General features: G+C 70.9%; 13 protein-coding genes. 9 read left to right on the top strand and 4 right to left on the bottom strand.

Annotated elements, in window-relative coordinates; all coding sequences use genetic code 11:
- Positions 1-34: 34 nt before the first annotated feature.
- Positions 35-844 (top strand): RNA polymerase sigma factor SigF, encoded by an 810-nt coding sequence (locus tag CRP49_RS32890; RefSeq protein ID WP_097256621.1) that lies wholly within the window; start codon positions 35-37, stop codon positions 842-844.
- Positions 845-848: 4 nt separating this feature from the next.
- Here CRP49_RS32890 and CRP49_RS32885 read toward each other — a convergent pair whose 3' ends face one another.
- The gene (locus CRP49_RS32885) at positions 849-1,205 is read right to left on the bottom strand and encodes an ANTAR domain-containing protein (protein WP_097256620.1); all 357 of its coding nucleotides are present in this window, start codon (positions 1,203-1,205) and stop codon (positions 849-851) included.
- A gap of 127 nt (positions 1,206-1,332) precedes the next feature.
- Between CRP49_RS32885 and CRP49_RS32880 the strand changes: the two genes are divergently transcribed.
- The gene (locus CRP49_RS32880) at positions 1,333-2,142 is read left to right on the top strand and encodes a VOC family protein (protein WP_167444396.1); all 810 of its coding nucleotides are present in this window, start codon (positions 1,333-1,335) and stop codon (positions 2,140-2,142) included.
- A gap of 182 nt (positions 2,143-2,324) precedes the next feature.
- Here the strand turns inward: CRP49_RS32880 and CRP49_RS32875 are convergent, their stop codons facing one another.
- Genes CRP49_RS32875 through CRP49_RS32865 form a run of 3 tightly spaced genes read right to left on the bottom strand, consistent with a single transcriptional unit; the run spans position 2,325 to position 5,303 of the window.
- Positions 2,325-2,567, bottom strand: coding sequence for a hypothetical protein (locus CRP49_RS32875; RefSeq protein ID WP_097256619.1), 243 nt, complete (start codon positions 2,565-2,567; stop codon positions 2,325-2,327).
- 58 nt (positions 2,568-2,625) lie between these two features.
- Positions 2,626-4,794 (bottom strand): glycogen debranching protein GlgX, encoded by a 2,169-nt coding sequence (gene glgX, locus CRP49_RS32870; RefSeq protein WP_097256618.1) that lies wholly within the window; start codon positions 4,792-4,794, stop codon positions 2,626-2,628.
- Positions 4,791-5,303 carry a pep a2 gene (locus CRP49_RS32865; RefSeq protein WP_097256617.1) on the bottom strand — a complete coding sequence of 171 codons (513 nt, stop codon included), beginning with the start codon at positions 5,301-5,303 and terminating at the stop codon, positions 4,791-4,793. Before CRP49_RS32865 ends, glgX begins: the two co-directional genes overlap by 4 nt.
- 303 nt (positions 5,304-5,606) lie before the next feature.
- Between CRP49_RS32865 and CRP49_RS32860 the strand changes: the two genes are divergently transcribed.
- The 7 genes from CRP49_RS32860 (at position 5,607) to CRP49_RS32830 (ending at position 16,606) form a co-directional block, all read left to right on the top strand.
- Positions 5,607-5,906, top strand: a complete 300-nt coding sequence (locus CRP49_RS32860) for a DUF5133 domain-containing protein (protein ID WP_097256616.1) — start codon at positions 5,607-5,609, stop codon at positions 5,904-5,906.
- Between the two features lie 109 nt (positions 5,907-6,015).
- Entirely contained in the window at positions 6,016-8,007 is a 1,992-nt protein-coding gene (locus CRP49_RS32855; RefSeq protein WP_097256615.1) for an alpha-1,4-glucan--maltose-1-phosphate maltosyltransferase, read from the top strand.
- Positions 8,004-9,722, top strand: a complete 1,719-nt coding sequence (treS, locus tag CRP49_RS32850) for a maltose alpha-D-glucosyltransferase (protein WP_097256614.1) — start codon at positions 8,004-8,006, stop codon at positions 9,720-9,722. The genes CRP49_RS32855 and treS overlap by 4 nt, the downstream gene beginning before the upstream one ends.
- 31 nt (positions 9,723-9,753) lie before the next feature.
- Entirely contained in the window at positions 9,754-11,118 is a 1,365-nt protein-coding gene (locus CRP49_RS32845) for a maltokinase (protein ID WP_097256613.1), read from the top strand.
- A 4-nt stretch (positions 11,119-11,122) separates the two neighbouring features.
- Positions 11,123-13,330 carry a 1,4-alpha-glucan branching enzyme gene (gene glgB / locus CRP49_RS32840; RefSeq protein WP_097256612.1) on the top strand — a complete coding sequence of 736 codons (2,208 nt, stop codon included), beginning with the start codon at positions 11,123-11,125 and terminating at the stop codon, positions 13,328-13,330.
- A gap of 92 nt (positions 13,331-13,422) precedes the next feature.
- Positions 13,423-14,511 (top strand): glutamate--cysteine ligase, encoded by a 1,089-nt coding sequence (locus CRP49_RS32835; RefSeq protein ID WP_097256611.1) that lies wholly within the window; start codon positions 13,423-13,425, stop codon positions 14,509-14,511.
- Between the two features lie 190 nt (positions 14,512-14,701).
- Complete coding sequence (locus CRP49_RS32830) at positions 14,702-16,606, top strand: long-chain fatty acid--CoA ligase (RefSeq protein ID WP_097256610.1); 1,905 nt, start codon at positions 14,702-14,704, stop codon at positions 16,604-16,606.
- Positions 16,607-16,695: the final 89 nt, after the last annotated feature.

The raw sequence follows: 16,695 nt of genomic DNA, 5'->3' as shown, positions 1-16,695 counted from the left end.
CCGTGGATCACACCTGCCGAGAGAAGTGCGCGCGATGCCTGTCACCGGCAGCACGAAGCCTCATCCCCATGACGACGCCCCCGACACGGCCGAGTCCTTCGAGCGGCTCGCCCAGCTGCCGGACGGTCCCGAGCGGCGGGATCTCCGGGACGAGCTGGTCCGGCTCTGGCTGCCCATGGCCGAGCGGATCGCCGTACGGTTCCGGGGCCGCGGGGAGTCCCTGGAGGACCTGTACCAGGTGGCCGCCCTCGGCCTGGTGAAGGCCGTCGACCACTACGACCCGGCCCGTGGCCGCGCCTTCGAGGCGTACGCGGTGCCCACCATCACCGGTGAGATCAAGCGCCACTTCCGCGACCACATGTGGACGCTGCATGTGCCGCGCCGGGTGCAGGACCTGCGCAACCGGGTCCGCTCTGCCCTCAAGGAACTGGCACAGACCACGGCCGGCCGGGCACCCAGCGTCGCCGAGATCGCCGCGCACACGAAGCTCAGCGAGGCCGAGGTGCGCACCGGGATGGAGGCCCTGGAGTGCTTCTCCGCCCTGTCCCTGGACGCCGAGGTGTCCGGGACGGAGGGGTACGCGCTCGGTGACTCGCTCGGCGAGGCGGACCCCGGTTTCGACCTCGTGGTCGACCGGGCCGCGGTCAAACCGTGCCTGCAGGCGCTGCCCGAGCGCGAGCGCGTCATCCTCTACCTGCGGTTCTTCGACGGGATGACGCAGAGCCGGATCGCCCAGCAGCTGGGCATCTCGCAGATGCACGTCTCCCGGCTGCTCAGCGCCTGCTTCGAGCGGTTGCGCGAGGAGCTGCTCGCGGAGGCCGAGCACCTCGCGGAGGCCGGCTGAGCCCTCAGTCCTCCACGCCGCCGGGGCTCTCCTCCGTTCCGGCGGGGATGGCCTCGGCGGCCCCGGGTATCTGGACGGGTCCGTGGCGGTCCAGGGCGTCCTCCAGCTCGGCGCGGATCTCGGGCGGGATGTCGCCCCGGCGCCCCCAGATGAGGATCAGCTCCGCGATGTTGCGCAGCTTGATGTTGGCGTGCTGGGAGACGTCCTTCAGCACCTCCCACCCCTGGTCGGGTGTCACCCGGCCGAGGGCGACCATCATCCCGATGGCCTGGTCGATGACGGCGTGGGAGGCCACGGCCTCCTTCAACTGGTCGACTTCGGCCTGCAGCTCGGCGATCCGGTCGGGCTCCCTCTCTCCCATGCCTCCATCGTGCTCACCCGCCTGGCCCGCCGCCACCGGGGTACTCGACAGGCACCGCGCCCGGTTCCGGTTGGACACTGGTGCCAGACCGGTGGGCGCCGGACCCCGAGACCAGGACGCGACTGCCATGAACGACGACACGCCTGCCAGCGGTGGACCGAGGACGAGGGACATCATCTCCACGCACTCCGTCTTCGGTGCTCCGTGCTGGGTGAGCCTGACCAGCCGCGACCTGGAGGCCACCCAGGAGTTCTATTCGGCTCTGCTCGGCTGGCGATGGCGCGGCGCCAAGCTCGGGGAGCACTTCCGGATCGCGCTGGCGGACGGTGTGCCCGTCGCCGGGATCGCCGCGGTCGCGGCGATGTGGCAGATGGCGGTGGCCTGGACCCCTTATTTCGCGGTGCCGGACGCGGACGAGGCCGTGTCCCGGGCCCGGGAGCGCGGCGGTACGGCGGCCGTGGGGCCCCTGTCCTTCCCGCCGGGGCGGGCGGCGCTGCTCGCCGACCGGGACGGGGCCACCTTCGGGATCTGGGAGGGCGAGCTGGTCGGCAACTGGGAGGCCTGGCGGCGGGCGGCCCCGACCTTCATCCGGCTGAAGACCCGCAACGCCTTCGACTCCGCGCTCTTCTACGGCGAGATCCTCGACTGGGCCTCCGGCAAACCGGGCTGCTGCGAGGTCGAGTACGAGGGCGGCGAGGTCGTGCTGCGCAGCCGGGGCGATGTGGTGGCGCGCATCGACTCGGGCGCGGTGGAGTCGGCCCCCGACCCCACCGTACGGCCGCACTGGCAGATCCACTTCGCGGTGGCCGACGTGCCGGGCTGCGCCCGCACCGCGGAGAAGCACGGCGGCAGCGTCCTGAGCGAGGAGGAGGACGAGGCGATCCTGCGCGACCCGGACGGAGCCCAGTTCACGGTCACGTCCCGCCGCTCCCGCTGAGCAGACTCAGCGGGCCTGTCCGACACGCCGGTCCAGGGTCCCGGCTCGCCCCAGATCACCTCGACACCGCGGCGAGGTGCCGAGCAGCGCGGCGACAACGGCCTGCGCCGTTTCGAGTCCCACCTCGGCCGGCACGCGGTCAAGCCGTCCTGGTCACATCCCGCCGCTCACGCCGAGCAGACTCAGCGCGCCGGTCCCACGCGGCCGATCCAGGACGCCGAATCCGGAGACGAGTCCCAGGTCACCTCAACACCGGTGTCGCCGGTGAGATCCCCGAGCAGCGCGGCGACAACGGCCTGCGCCGCTTCAGGCTCCCCGTCGGAAGGCACTCCGTCGAGGCGTCCGCAGAGCAGCCCGCCGTCCGCGGTGTGGATGCTGTGGCGCCAGCCGTCCGGTGTCGCGAGCAGGACGATGCTTTCGGGCACGCCGGGGAGAGGGCTCTGCTTCCTGTGCCGTTTCGCCATACGGCCATCCAACATCACGTCAGCGGCGACGACCGGCGTCGGCCCGTCCCCCGCTGCGCGACGGCCGCGACAGCACGATCAGGCTGCGGGCCTCCACGCGGAGGCGGCTGCCGGGCTTGCGTTCGCGTTCGTCGGGGATGCCGTCCGGGTCGGCGGTGTCGATCAGGGTCGTCCAGCGTTCGCCGTAGGACTCGTCGGGGAGGCGGAAGTCGACGGGCTCCCAGTAGCCGTTCAGGAGCAGCAGGAAGGAGTCGTCGAGCACGCGCCGGCCGTAGGGGTCGCGTTCGGCGATCGCGTCGCCGTTGAGGAACACGCCGACCGAGTGGGCGTCGTCGCGCTGCCAGTCCCGGGCGGTCATCTCGCGGGCATCCGGCCGCAGCCACATCAGGTCGGGCAGCGGCTGCTCGGCGTTGGTCGCGGTCTCGCCGCGGAAGAAGCGGCGCCTGCGCAGCACCGGATGCTCGGCGCGCAGGTTGATGACGTACCGGGTGAAGTCCGTGAGGATGCGCTGCTCGTCCGTCAACTCCCAGTTGATCCAGGAGACTTCGTTGTCCTGGCAGTAGGCGTTGTTGTTGCCGCGCTGGGTGCGGCCCAGTTCGTCGCCGTGGCAGAGCATCGGGATGCCCTGGGAGAGCAGCAGCGTGGCGAGCAGGTTGCGCTGCTGGCGGGCGCGGAGTTCGAGGACGGCCAGGTCGTCGGTGTCGCCCTCGGCGCCGCAGTTCCAGGACCGGTTGGTGCTCTCGCCGTCCCGGTTGCCCTCTCCGTTGGCCTCGTTGTGCTTGTCGTTGTACGAGACCAGGTCGCGCAGGGTGAAACCGTCGTGCGCCGTCACGAAGTTGACGCTCGCGCGCGGGCGGCGCCGGCTGTGCTGGTACAGGTCGGAGGAGCCGGTCAGCCGGGAGGCGAACTCACCGAGCGAGCCGGGTTCCGCCCGCCAGAAGTCCCGTACGGCGTCCCGGTAGCGGCCGTTCCACTCCGACCACAGCGGCGGGAAGTTGCCCACCTGGTAGCCGCCCTCCCCCACGTCCCACGGCTCGGCGATGAGCTTGACGCGGCTGATCACCGGGTCCTGCTGGATCAGGTCGAAGAACGCCGACAGCCGGTCCACCTCGTGGAACTGCCGGGCCAGCGTGGCCGCGAGGTCGAAGCGGAAGCCGTCGACATGCATCTCGGTGACCCAGTACCGCAGCGAGTCCATGATCAGCTGCAGTACGTAGGGGTGCCGCATCAGCAGGCTGTTGCCGGTGCCCGTGGTGTCGTAGTAGTGCCCCCAGTCGCCGTCGACCAGGCGGTAGTAGGAGGCGTTGTCGATGCCCCGGAAGGACAGGGTGGGGCCCATCTCGTTGCCCTCGGCGGTGTGGTTGTAGACCACGTCGAGGATCACTTCGAGGCCGGCCGCGTGCAGGGCCTTCACCATCGCCTTGAACTCGTTGACCTGCTGGCCCCGGCTGCCGAACGCGGCGTAGGCGTGGTGCGGGGCGAAGAAGCCGATGGTGTTGTAGCCCCAGTAGTTGGCGAGGCCCCGGTCCTGCAGGACGCCGTCCTGCACGAACTGGTGGACCGGCATCAGCTCCACCGCGGTGACGCCGAGCGAGGTCAGGTGGTCCAGGACCGCGGGGTGCGCGAGTCCGGCGTAGGTGCCGCGCAGCCGCTCGGGAACCTCCGGGTGGCTGCGGGTCAGGCCCCGCACATGGGCCTCGTAGATGACGGAGTCGGCGTACGCGCGGCGCGGCGGGCGGTCGTCGCCCCAGTCGAAGTACGGGTCGGTGACCACACCCAGCATCGAGTGCCCGGAGCTGTCACCCGGGGAGGGGCCGTCCGCCGCGCGCTCGTAGAGCGAGGCGTGGTTGTCGATCTGCCCGTCCACCGCCCGCGCGTACGGGTCGAGCAGCAGCTTCGCCGGGTTGCACCGGTGGCCGAGGGACGGCTGCCAGGGTCCGTGCACGCGGTAGCCGTACCGCCGGCCCGGACCCACACCGGGCAGATAGGCGTGCCACACGAACCCGTCGACCTCGTTCAGCGGGACCGGGCGCTCGGTACCGGCGTCGTCGACCAGGATCAGCTCGACGCGCTCGGCGACCTCGCTGAACAGGGCGAAGTTGGTGCCCTGCCCGTCGAAGGCGGCACCCAACGGGTAGGGGTGCCCGCTCCAGACGGGCACCCCTTTCCGCGACTTCCGCGCCGTCACCGGGCTCCTTCCAGGGCGCCGTCCATGGCGGTCGCCGGGGCGGCCAGGGCGAGCACCGGGAGTTCGCGGGGCACCTGGAGGCCCTGGCTCAGGCTCGGCGCCGGGGCGGTCGGGACCAGCGGGACCCGCTCGCCGGAGCGGGCGCGCTGCGAGAACCAGATGATCTTGGCGCCGGTGTCCGAGGCACAGCACCCCCAGCCGTCGCTCATGGCGGCGATGTCCGCCAGGCACGCCCGCAGGTCCTGGTCCGGGCGCAGGTCACGGTCGTCGCCGCCGACGGCCGTGATGAGGTGCTGACCGTTCCACCACATCTCGATCGACATGTCCTTGTCCGTGGCATGCTCGTCGATCGCGTGCAGCAGCAGTTCGGCACTGTGGCAGACGGGGGCCACGAGGTTCTCGAGGTCCCAGTAGCGGAGATGGGCGGCCAGGATGCGGCTGACCTGTCCCACCCGTTCCGGGCTGACTTCCACGTCCAGGTGGTAGTAGCAGGGCACTGCGGTCTTCATCGTCGCTTGCTCCTCACCCGCGAAGCTCCCGCTCCCCGTGCCCCGTCCGGGAGGGTTCCCGGACACCGAGCGTGAGCGTCGATCGCTTCTGAGTCATCTCCACAGTGGGGGCACTACGCCATTCGTGCAACACGAGTCTCCCGAACGGCGGATGGTTGAAGATCCAACAGGACGTTGCGTGGTCGTACGTGCACCATGAGTGAAAGCCTCGATCGCCGTAACGGTTCCGTGCCCTCCCCTGCGCGGACACCACCCGACCGTCGGGAACGCGCCCAGTCGAGAGCGTGGAAGGTGAAGAGGGTCATGCTGCTCCCCGCCAAGGCCGAAGTGGCCCGGCAGTTGCGGCGTTACCGGGCGTGGGAGCGCGTGATGCTCGCCAAGCCCCACGACCGCACGGTCCGGGCCACTTTCGAGGACTCGGGCTACACCTTGTGCGTGCTGATGGGAAAGCGCTGCGCCCGGGAGGCGGCGGACGCGGCCGAGCGCTATCTGCGCTCCAGTCTGGCCGGCTATCTGCGCGAGCAGGACGGGCGGCCGCAGTCGGGACGGGCGGCCCGGCGGGCACCGCCACCGGAGCGGCGTTCCACGGCGCCAAGCCCCTGACGTGGCAGCGTACTCGGCGTTCCCCACGGGGCGGCAGCAGCCGAACCGTTTCCTGGATCGCGAAGCCGGGCCCGGTGCCCGGCTTTCGCGCACGGCGGAGGTGAGATCCATGCGCAGGACCCCGGCCATCGGCCGTGTACCGGTACGTGACGTCCGGCCGGCCGTGGAGTGCGGCAGGCGCCCGGCGAAGGCGGTGACCGGGGAGACGTTCCAGGTCACGGCCACCGTGTTCCGCGAGGGGCACGACGCCGTCGGCGCCAACGTCGTCCTGCGCGATCCGTCGGGCCGCCGTGGCCCCTGGACACCGATGCGCGAGCTGTCCCCCGGCAGCGACCTGTGGGGTGCGGAGGTCACCCCGGATGCCGTCGGCCGCTGGACCTTCCGCGTGGAGGCCTGGAGCCATCCGCTGGCGACCTGGCGGCACACCGCCTCCGTCAAACTGCCGGCGGGCATCGACACCGGCCTGGTCCTGGAGGAGGGCGCCGACCTCTACGAGCGTGCGGCGGCCGGAGTGCCCAGGGGACCCGAGCGGGACCTGGTCCTGGCCGCCGCGCGCGCCCTCGGCGACGACACCCTGTCGGTGCACCACCGCCTGAAGGCCGCGTTGTCACCGGAGGTGGAGGCGGTGCTGTCCCGTTATCCGCTGCGGGAGTTGGTCACCGCGTCCGACGCGATGCCGCTGCTGGTCGAGCGGGAGCGGGCGCTGTACGGCTCCTGGTACGAGTTCTTCCCGCGTTCCGAGGGCACGCCCGAGCAGCCGCACGGCACCTTCCGTACCGCCGCCCAGCGGTTGAAGGCGATCGCGGAGATGGGCTTCGACGTCGTCTACCTCCCGCCGATCCACCCGATCGGTACGACGTTCCGCAAGGGCCGCAACAACACCCTCACCGCCGGCCCGGACGACGTCGGGGTGCCGTGGGCGATCGGTTCGCCCGAGGGCGGGCACGACGCCGTCCACCCCGACCTGGGCACCCTGGAGGACTTCGACCATTTCGTCGCCCGCGCGCGGGAGCTGGGCCTGGAGGTGGCCCTGGACTTCGCCCTGCAGTGCTCCCCGGACCACCCCTGGGTGCACAAGCACCCGGAGTGGTTCCACCACCGCCCCGACGGCACGATCGCCTACGCGGAGAACCCGCCGAAGAAGTACCAGGACATCTACCCCATCGCCTTCGACGCCGACCTGGACGGCCTGATCACCGAAACGGTCCGGATCCTGCGGCACTGGACGGGACACGGCGTGCGGATCTTCCGCGTCGACAACCCGCACACCAAACCGGTCGTGTTCTGGGAGCGCGTGATCGGAGAGGTCAACCGCGCCGACCCGGACGTCATCTTCCTGGCGGAGGCGTTCACCCGCCCGGCGATGATGCACGCCCTGGCGCAGGTCGGCTTCCAGCAGTCGTACACGTACTTCACCTGGCGCAACAGCAAGCAGGAACTGACGGAGTACCTGACCGAACTCTCGGGTGAGGCCGCCTCCTACATGCGGCCGAACCTCTTCGCCAACACCCCCGACATCCTGCACGCCTACCTCCAGCACGGCGGCCGGCCCGCCTTCGAGACCCGGGCCGTGCTCGCCGCCACCCTCTCCCCCACCTGGGGCATCTACAGCGGCTACGAACTGTGCGAGAACACCCCGCTGCGCCAGGGCGGCGAGGAGTACCTCGACTCGGAGAAGTACCAGCTCAAACCCCGCGACTGGGCAGCCGCCGCACGCGAGGGCCGCACCCTCGCCCCCCTCATCACCCAGCTCAACGCGATTCGCCGACGCCATCCCGCCCTGCAGCGCCTGCGGAACCTCCGCTTCCATCAGACCAACAACGAGAACGTGCTCGCCTACAGCAAGAGCACGGGCCCGGACACGGTCATCGTGGTCGTCAATCTCGACCCGCACCACACCCAGGAGGCCACGGTCTCGTTGGACATGCCGCGACTCGGCCTGGACTGGAACGCTGCCCTGTCCGTGCACGACGAGCTGACAGGCGAGACCTATCACTGGGGCAGGACCAACTACGTGCGCCTCACGCCCGGCCGGGCACCGGCGCATGTGCTCCACGTCGGGCGATCCACGCCACAGAACGGAGGGCCCTCAGCGTCATGACTGTCAACGACCCCGTGCCGGACACCTTCGAGGACACTCCCGCCAAGGACCGGGACCCGGAGTGGTTCAAACGCGCCGTCTTCTACGAGGTACTCGTCCGCTCCTTCCAGGACAGCGACGGCGACGGCATCGGCGACCTCCAGGGCCTGACCGCAAAGCTCGACTACCTGCAGTGGCTGGGTGTGGACTGCCTCTGGCTGCCGCCGTTCTTCAAGTCACCCCTGCGTGACGGCGGCTACGACGTCTCCGACTACACCGCCGTACTCCCCGAATTCGGTGACCTGGCCGACTTCGTGGAGTTCGTGGACGCCGCCCACCAGCGCGGCATGCGCGTCATCATCGACTTCGTCATGAACCACACCAGCGACCAGCACCCGTGGTTCCAGGAGTCCCGCAAGAACCCCGACGGCCCCTACGGCGACTTCTACATGTGGGCCGACGACGACAAGCGGTACGAGGACGCGCGGATCATCTTCGTCGACACCGAGGTCTCCAACTGGACCTTCGACCCGGTCCGGGGTCAGTACTACTTCCACCGCTTCTTTTCGCACCAGCCGGACCTCAACTACGAGAACCCGGCGGTGCAGGAGGAGATCCTGGCCGCACTGAAGTTCTGGCTGGACCTCGGCATCGACGGCTACCGCCTCGACGCGGTCCCCTATCTCTACGCGGCCGAGGGCACGAACTGCGAGAACCTGCCGGCGACCCACGAGTTCCTGAAGCGGGTGCGCAAGGAGATCGACGCCCAGTACCCCGACACCGTCCTGCTGGCCGAGGCCAACCAGTGGCCCGAGGACGTCGTCGACTACTTCGGCGACTACCAGGCCGGCGGCGACGAATGCCACATGGCCTTCCACTTCCCCGTCATGCCCCGCATCTTCATGGCCGTCCGCCGCGAGTCGCGCTACCCGGTCTCCGAGATCCTCGCCAAGACCCCGGCGATCCCCTCGAACTGCCAATGGGGCATCTTCCTGCGCAACCACGACGAGCTGACCCTCGAAATGGTCACCGACGAGGAACGCGACTACATGTGGGCCGAATACGCGAAAGACCCGCGTATGCGCGCCAACATCGGCATCCGCCGCCGCCTCGCGCCCCTGCTCGACAACGACCGCAACCAGATCGAGCTGTTCACCGCCCTGCTGCTCTCCCTGCCCGGCTCACCGATCCTCTACTACGGCGACGAGATCGGCATGGGCGACAACATCTGGCTCGGCGACCGCGACGCCGTGCGCACCCCCATGCAGTGGACCCCCGACCGCAACGCCGGATTCTCCTCCTCCGACCCCGGACGGCTCTTCCTGCCCACGATCATGGACCCGGTCTACGGCTACCAGGTCACCAACGTCGAGGCCTCCATGTCCTCGCCGTCGTCGCTGCTCCACTGGACCCGCCGCATGATCGAGATCCGCAAGCAGAATCCTGCCTTCGGACTGGGGTCCTACAACGAACTCCAGTCCTCCAACCCCGCCGTCCTCGCCTTCCTCCGCGAGTACGAGGACGACCTGGTGCTCTGCGTCCACAACTTCTCCCGGTTCGCACAGCCCACCGAACTCGATCTGCGGGTCTACGACGGACGGCACCCCGTCGAGCTGATCGGCGGCGTGCGCTTCCCCGCCATCGGTGAACTGCCCTACCTGCTGACCCTCGCGGGCCACGGTTTCTACTGGTTCCGGCTCACCCGAGTCGCATCCCGCATCGGCCGCCGCCGCTGAGCGCCCGGCGCCGAGGAAAGGACGCGTCACCATGCCGAAGACCATCACCCCCCGGCCAAGAGCCGCGGCCGGCACCGACCGGCCCCTGGCCTCGCTGAGCGGGCTGCTGCGCGAATGGCTGCCCCTGCAGCGCTGGTTCGCGGGCAAGGACCGGCCCGTCACCGATCTGTCGCTGCTGTCCATGAGCGAGCTGTTCCCGGGATGTCTGCACCTGCTGGTGCACGCCTCGCACGCGCCGGTGCCCACCCCCGGCGGCACGCCTCCGCCCGGGGACTGCTACCAGCTGTTCCTGGGCGTGCGCGAGCACCTCGCACCGCGGCTGGAGCGGGCCTATGTCGGCCGGGTCGAGGAGGGTGCGTTCGCCGGCCTCGCCGTGTACGACGCCCTGCAGGACCCGCGCTCGGCCCATCTGCTCCTGGAGCGGCTGCGGCAGCCCGGCACGACGGGCCCGCTGCACTTCGAGACGACTCCGGGTGTCCGGTTGCCCGGCGGCCTGCCGCCGCGGCTGCTGGACGCCGAGCAGTCCAACTCGTCGATCGTCTACGGCGACGCGTACATCCTGAAGCTGTTCCGCCGCATCCAGCCGGGCGTCAACCCCGACCTCGAGGTGCCGGGCGCGCTGGCAGCGCAGGGCTGCGCACGGGTGCCGGCGCCGGTCGCCTGGTTCAGCACGACCGCTCCGAACCCGGCCACGCTGGGCGTCCTGCAGCCGTTCCTGCCGGATGCCACCGACGGGTGGACGCTGGCGCTGCGCGCGCTCGGCACGGGCGACGACTTCACCGCCGAGGCCGGGGAGCTGGGCCGGGCCATGGCAGAGGTGCACCTCGCGCTGGCCGAGGCCTTCCCGCCGGCCGGACCGGGCGAGAACGGCCGTACAGCGCAGGCGATGTGCGCGCGGCTGGACGCGGCCACGCACGCCGTGCCCGCGCTGCGACCCTTCGTCCCCGGTCTGCGGGCCGCGTTCGGTGCGCTGGCCACGTGCGACACCGGGCCGCCCGCCCAGCGCATCCACGGTGATCTGCACCTCGGGCAGGTTCTGCGGGCCGGACGCGACTGGTTCGTCATCGACTTCGAGGGCGAGCCGTCCCGGCCGCTGGCCGAGCGGCGGGCCGCGCAGTCCCCGGTGCGGGACGTGGCCGGGATGCTGCGCTCCTTCGACTACGCGGCCCGGCAGCGCCGCCCCTGGCGGCCGGAGTGGGCGCGCCGCTGCCGGGAGGCCTTCTGCGCGGGCTACGCGGCCCGCGCCGGGTGGGATCCACGCAAGAAGCACGCGCTGCTGCGCGCGCACGAGACGGACAGGGCGGTGTACGAGGTGCTGTACGAGGCGAGACACCGTCCGGACTGGTTGCCGGTTCCGATGGCCGCGATCCAGCGGCTCGCTGTGTGGGGAGGCTGAGATCATGGCACTGCGAGACAGCTCACTGCCCGAGTCGTCGGGACCCGCCGCGACCACGGTCGCCCCGCTCGACCAGGGCGAGCGCGACCGCCTGCTCGGCGGCGCGCACCACGACCCGCACGCCCTGCTGGGCGCCCACCCGGTCCCGGGCGGCACACTGTTCCGGGCGCTGCGCCCGAACGCCCGCGCGGTCAGCGTCGTCGTCGACGGGACGCACCACGGGCTGGTGTCGGAGGGCGGCGGTCTGTTCGCCGCCGTGCTGCCCTGCGACGAGATCCCGTCGTACACGCTGCATGTCGCGTACGACGACGGCGAGCAGGAGGTGGCGGATCCCTACCGCTTCCTGCCCGCCCTCGGCGAACTGGACCTGCATCTGATCCGCGAGGGCCGGCACGAGGAGCTGTGGCGGGCGCTCGGCGCCGAGCCCATGACCCATCAGGGAGTGGCGGGCACCCGCTTCACCGTGTGGGCGCCGAACGCCCAAGGGGTGCGGGTCGCGGGCGACTTCACGTACTGGGACGGCACGCAGTACCCGATGCGGTCGCTCGGCGCGTCGGGTGTGTGGGAGCTGTTCCTGCCGGGCGTCGGCGAGGGCGCCCGGTACAAGTTCGAGATCACCTCCCGCCACGGCGGCCGGTTCCTGAAGGCGGACCCGATGGCCCGCCGCACGGAGGTACCGCCCGCGACGGCCTCCGTCGTGGCGGTCTCGCGCTACGAGTGGGGCGACGCGGAGTGGATGGCCCACCGGGGCGACACGCCCGTGCACGAGGCTCCGTTCTCGGTGTACGAGGTCCATCTGCCCTCCTGGCGACCGGGTCTGACGTACCGCCAGCTGGCGGACGAACTGCCCGCGTACGTCAAGGAGATGGGCTTCACCCATGTCGAGCTGATGCCGGTCGCCGGGCATCCCTTCAGTGGCTCCTGGGGCTACCAGGTCACCTCCTACTACGCGCCCACGCCCCGTCTCGGCTCCCCGGACGACTTCAAGTACCTGGTCGACGCGCTGCACCGGGCCGGTCTCGGCGTGATCATGGACTGGGTGCCGGCCCACTTCCCCAAGGACGACTGGGCGCTGGCCCGGTTCGACGGTGACCCGCTGTACGAACCCGGGGACTCCCGGCGGGCCGAGCATCCGGACTGGGGGACGTACGAGTTCGACTTCGGGCGCACCGAGGTGCGCAACTTCCTCGTCGCCAACGCCGTGTACTGGTGCGAGGAGTTCCACATCGACGGGCTACGGGTGGACGCCGTGGCCTCCATGCTGTACCTCGACTACTCGCGGGACTCCGGGCAGTGGACGCCGAATGTCTTCGGCGGCCGGGAGGACCTGGACGCGGTCGCCTTCCTGCAGGAGATGAACGCCACCGTCTACCGGCGCTGCCCGGGCGTGGTGACCATCGCCGAGGAGTCCACCGCCTGGGACGGGGTGACCCGGCCGACGGACAGCGGCGGGCTGGGCTTCGGGCTGAAGTGGAACATGGGCTGGATGCACGACTCGCTCCAGTACATCCAGCACGAGCCGGTGCACCGGAAGTACCACCACAACGAGATGACCTTCTCGATGGTGTACGCCTACACCGAGAACTATGTGCTGCCGATCTCCCACGACGAGGTCGTGCACGGCAAGCAGGCCCTGGTGTCGAAGATGCCGGGCGACTGGTGGCAGCGGCGGGCCGACCACCGTGCCTACCTGGGCTTCATGTGGGCCCACCCCGGCAAGCAACTGCTGTTCATGGGCCAGGAGTTCGCGCAGGGCGCCGAGTGGTCCGAGGCGCACGGCCCCGAGTGGTGGCTGCTGGACGCCGACTACCACTCCGCGGGCGACCACCGGGGCGTACAGGATCTCGTCCGGGACCTGAACACGCTGTACCGGGCCACCCCGGCGCTGTGGCAGCGGGACACGGATCCGGGCGGTTTCCGGTGGGTGCTGTGTGACGCGGCGGACGACAATGTCTTCGCGTTCCTGCGATTCGACACCGAGGGAACACCTCTGCTGGCGGTGTCGAACCTCTCCCCCGTCGTCCGTGGCGACTACCGTCTCTGGGTTCCCGACGAGGTCACCGCCTGGCAGGAGGCTCTGAACACGGACGATGCGCGCTACGGCGGCAGCGGTGTGGGCGTCGGGGCTGCGGGAGCGCTCAAGTCCGAGGACGGGTTCCTCCGGCTCACGCTGCCGCCGCTCGCCACTGTCTGGTTGACGCCCGTGCGCTGAACCCGCAGGTGTCGGCTGCCCGCCGAGAGGGGCAGTCAGGGTCGTACAGACCTACGACTGCTCCTCGTCATACGAACAGAAGGGCGGCCCACGTGCGCACTGTCGGAGTGGAGGAGGAACTCCTTCTGGTCGATCCGGACAGCGGGGAGCCGAAGTCGCTGTCGGCCGCCGTCCTCGCCCGCGCCACCCAGGACGATCCCGGACAGGACGTGTTCCAGAAGGAGCTGTTCGGGCAGATGCTGGAGTTCGCCACGCATCCGCAGGCGGACATGGCGGACCTCGGCGCCGAGATCGTGCGCTGCCGCAAGGAGGCGTCCCGGCTGGCCGGCGAGACCGGCTGCGCGGTCGCCGCGCTCGCCACGCACCCGATGCCGGTCACCCCCTCGCTCACCGTGCACGAGCGCTACCAGTGGATGGCCGGGCAATACGGGATGACCACCCAGGACCAGCTCGTGTGCGGCTGTCATGCACATGTTTCGGTGGAGTCCGACGAGGAGGGCGTCGCCGTCCTCGACCGGATCCGGCCGTGGCTTCCGGTGCTCCTGGCGCTCAGCGCCAACTCGCCGTTCTGGCAGGGCCGGGACACCGACTACGTCAGCTACCGCAGCCGGGTGGTGCGGCGCTGGCCGCAGGCGGGGCCGAACGAGCTGTTCGGCTCGGCCGAGCGGTACCACCGGCTGGTGCGGGACATGGTGGCCAGCGGGGTCGTCCTCGACCGGGGGATGCTGTACTTCGACGCGCGCCTGTCCGCGAGCTACCCGACGGTGGAGATCAGGGTGGCGGACGTGTGTCTGCGCGCGGACACCACCGTACTCATCGCCACGCTGGCCCGTGCCCTGGTGGAGACGGCGGCACGCGAGTGGCGGTCCGGCCGGCCGCCGCTCGACCACAGTGTGAGCCTGCTCCGGCTGGCCGCCTGGCAGGCCGCCCGCTCCGGCCTGGACGAGGACCTGCTCGACCCCGTGTCGTTACGGCCCCGGCCCGCGGCGGAGGTGCTGTACGCGCTGCTGGAGCACACCGGGGACGCGCTCACCGACAGCGGTGACACGGCCGGCGTCGAGGAGGGCGTCGCCACGCTGCTGCGCCGGGGCAACGGAGCCCGCGAGCAGCGGCTGCTCATGGAGCGGACGGGCAGTCTGCGGGACGTCGTCACCGCATGTGTGCGGCACACCCAGGACTGAGGGGCGGTCGATCGGGATCCGGGTTCGGGTGACTCGTGTGCGCAACGTCCCCCCGGACACACCCAGATCATCAGCCGATCACGACTTACCTGTTCCCGGCCCCGAAACCGCTTGCCTGGGCTACATTCGAGCACCGCCGGCAACAGAGCCGACCGGCGGAGTCACCCTCCGTACACCTCGGGAGCAGCGCATGCGCGACGACGCCCTCGCTCCAGCAGCCGTACCGCCGCTGACCGGCGGGCTCGCCGACAGCATCTTCGAGACCGCGGACCGCAGTCCGACCCTGCCCGTCCTGGCGCGGCGTACGGATGCGGCGCCCGGGGTGTGGGAGGAGGTGACGGCGGTCGAACTGCGGGACGACGTGGTCGACCTGGCCAAGGGCCTGATCGCGTCGGGGATCTCCCCGGGCCACCGGGTGGCCCTGATGGCGAGGACCCGTTACGAGTGGACGGTGTTCGCCCACGCGCTGTGGACCGTCGGCGCGGAGGTCGTCCCGATCCACCCGGCGTCCTCACGGGACCAGGTGGAGTGGATCCTGCGGGACGCCGGCTGCGTGGCCGTCGTGGTGGACGACGAGCAGGGCATCATGACGGTCGGCACCGTGTGCGCGGGGCTGCCGCGGCTGAAGCACGTCTGGCAGCTGGACGCGGACGCGTCGGCGCGGCTGGCCGAGCAGGGTGCGGTCATCCCGCTGACCACGGTGGAGTCGCTGCGCCGGATCGTGCTGCCGGACTCGACGGCGACCATCGCCTACACCTCGGGCACCTCCGGCCGTCCGCTCGGCTGCGCACTGAGCCACCGCAGCCTGGCCCACCCGTGCGACGTCCTGCTCGCCGGGTGGGGACACACCGCGGCGCCCCCGGGTGAACAGCCGTCCGTGCTCGCCTTCCTGCCCTTCTCCCATGTGTACGGGCTCATGATCCAGGTGCTGTGCCTGCGCGGCGGGGTCCTGATGGCGCACGAGCCGGAGATGACGGCGGAGGCCCTCGCCTCGGCGCTGCGCACGTTCCGGCCGACGTACCTGTACGGCGTGCCGTCGGTGTTCGAGAAGCTGTACAAGACGTTCCTGAGGACCGCTCAGCAGTCGGGCCGGGGTGCGCTGTTCGAGCGGGCGGCGCAGACCGCGCGGGACTTCGCCGAGGCGGAGGAGCGCCGGCGGCTGGGCGCCGGGCCGGGTCCGGGGTTCGATCTGCGGCTGCAACACGCCCTGTACGAGCGGACGGTGTACCGCCGGCTGCGGGGTGCGCTCGGCGGGCGCGCGGTACGGGGCACCTCGGGCGGCTCGTCGCTCAGCCGCGAACTGTCCCTGTTCTACGAGGGCATCGGGCTGTACATCCACGACGGTTACGGGCTGACGGAGACCAGCGGCGGCATCACCATGCAACCGCTGGGCAGGGAGAAGTCCGGGACCGTGGGCCGGCCGCTGCCGGGCACCGAGGTCCAGGTGGCCGACGACGGGGAGATCCTGGTGCGCGGCCCGTCGGTGTTCCAGGGCTACGTCGGCGACGAGGCGCGGACCCGTGCCGCGCTGTACGGCGGCTGGCTGGCCACCGGGGACATCGGACGGCTGGACTCCGAGGGCTATCTGACGATCACCGGCCGCAAGAAGGACGTGATCATCACGAGCAGCGGCAAGAGCGTGGCGCCGGCCCCGCTGGAGCAGCGGCTGCGTATGCATCCGCTGGTGCACCAGGCGGTGGTCGTCGGCGACGACCGGCCCTGCGTGGGGGCCCTGATCACGCTGGACCCGGAGTTCCTCGCGCACTGGCGGGCGGGCCTGGCCCTGCAGGGCGAGTCACCTGGCCGGGAGGCCCGGGAGGAGAACGCGCTCAGGGAGGAGATCGCGCGGGCCGTCGCGTCGGCCAACAGCGCGGTGTCCCGAGCGGAGTCCATCAGGGTCTACCGGATCCTGCCCGAGCCGTTCGCCCCGGACAACGGGCTGCTGACGCCGTCCTTGAAGCTGCGCCGGGACGCCATAGCGCGGCACTATGCCGCCGAGATCGACGCGATGTACGAGGCCCGCTCCCGCGCGGTACGGCGGCCGGGCCCCGAGGAGACGGCCGACTGGGACGAGTCGGACAACGTCTTCCGCTAGGAGGGTGCCGGTACGGAGCCCGGTGCCGGGCGGACGGGTAACCCGGCCCGGCTGGGGGAACCCGCAGCAGTGGAGTGATCGGCAAAGAC

This window comes from Streptomyces sp. Ag109_G2-15 (assembly GCF_900215565.1).
Taxonomy (GTDB): Bacteria; Actinomycetota; Actinomycetes; order Streptomycetales; family Streptomycetaceae; genus Streptomyces; species Streptomyces diastatochromogenes.
The sequence above is the reverse complement of the archived record's forward strand: the minus strand, read 5'-3'. Positions and strand labels throughout refer to the sequence as shown.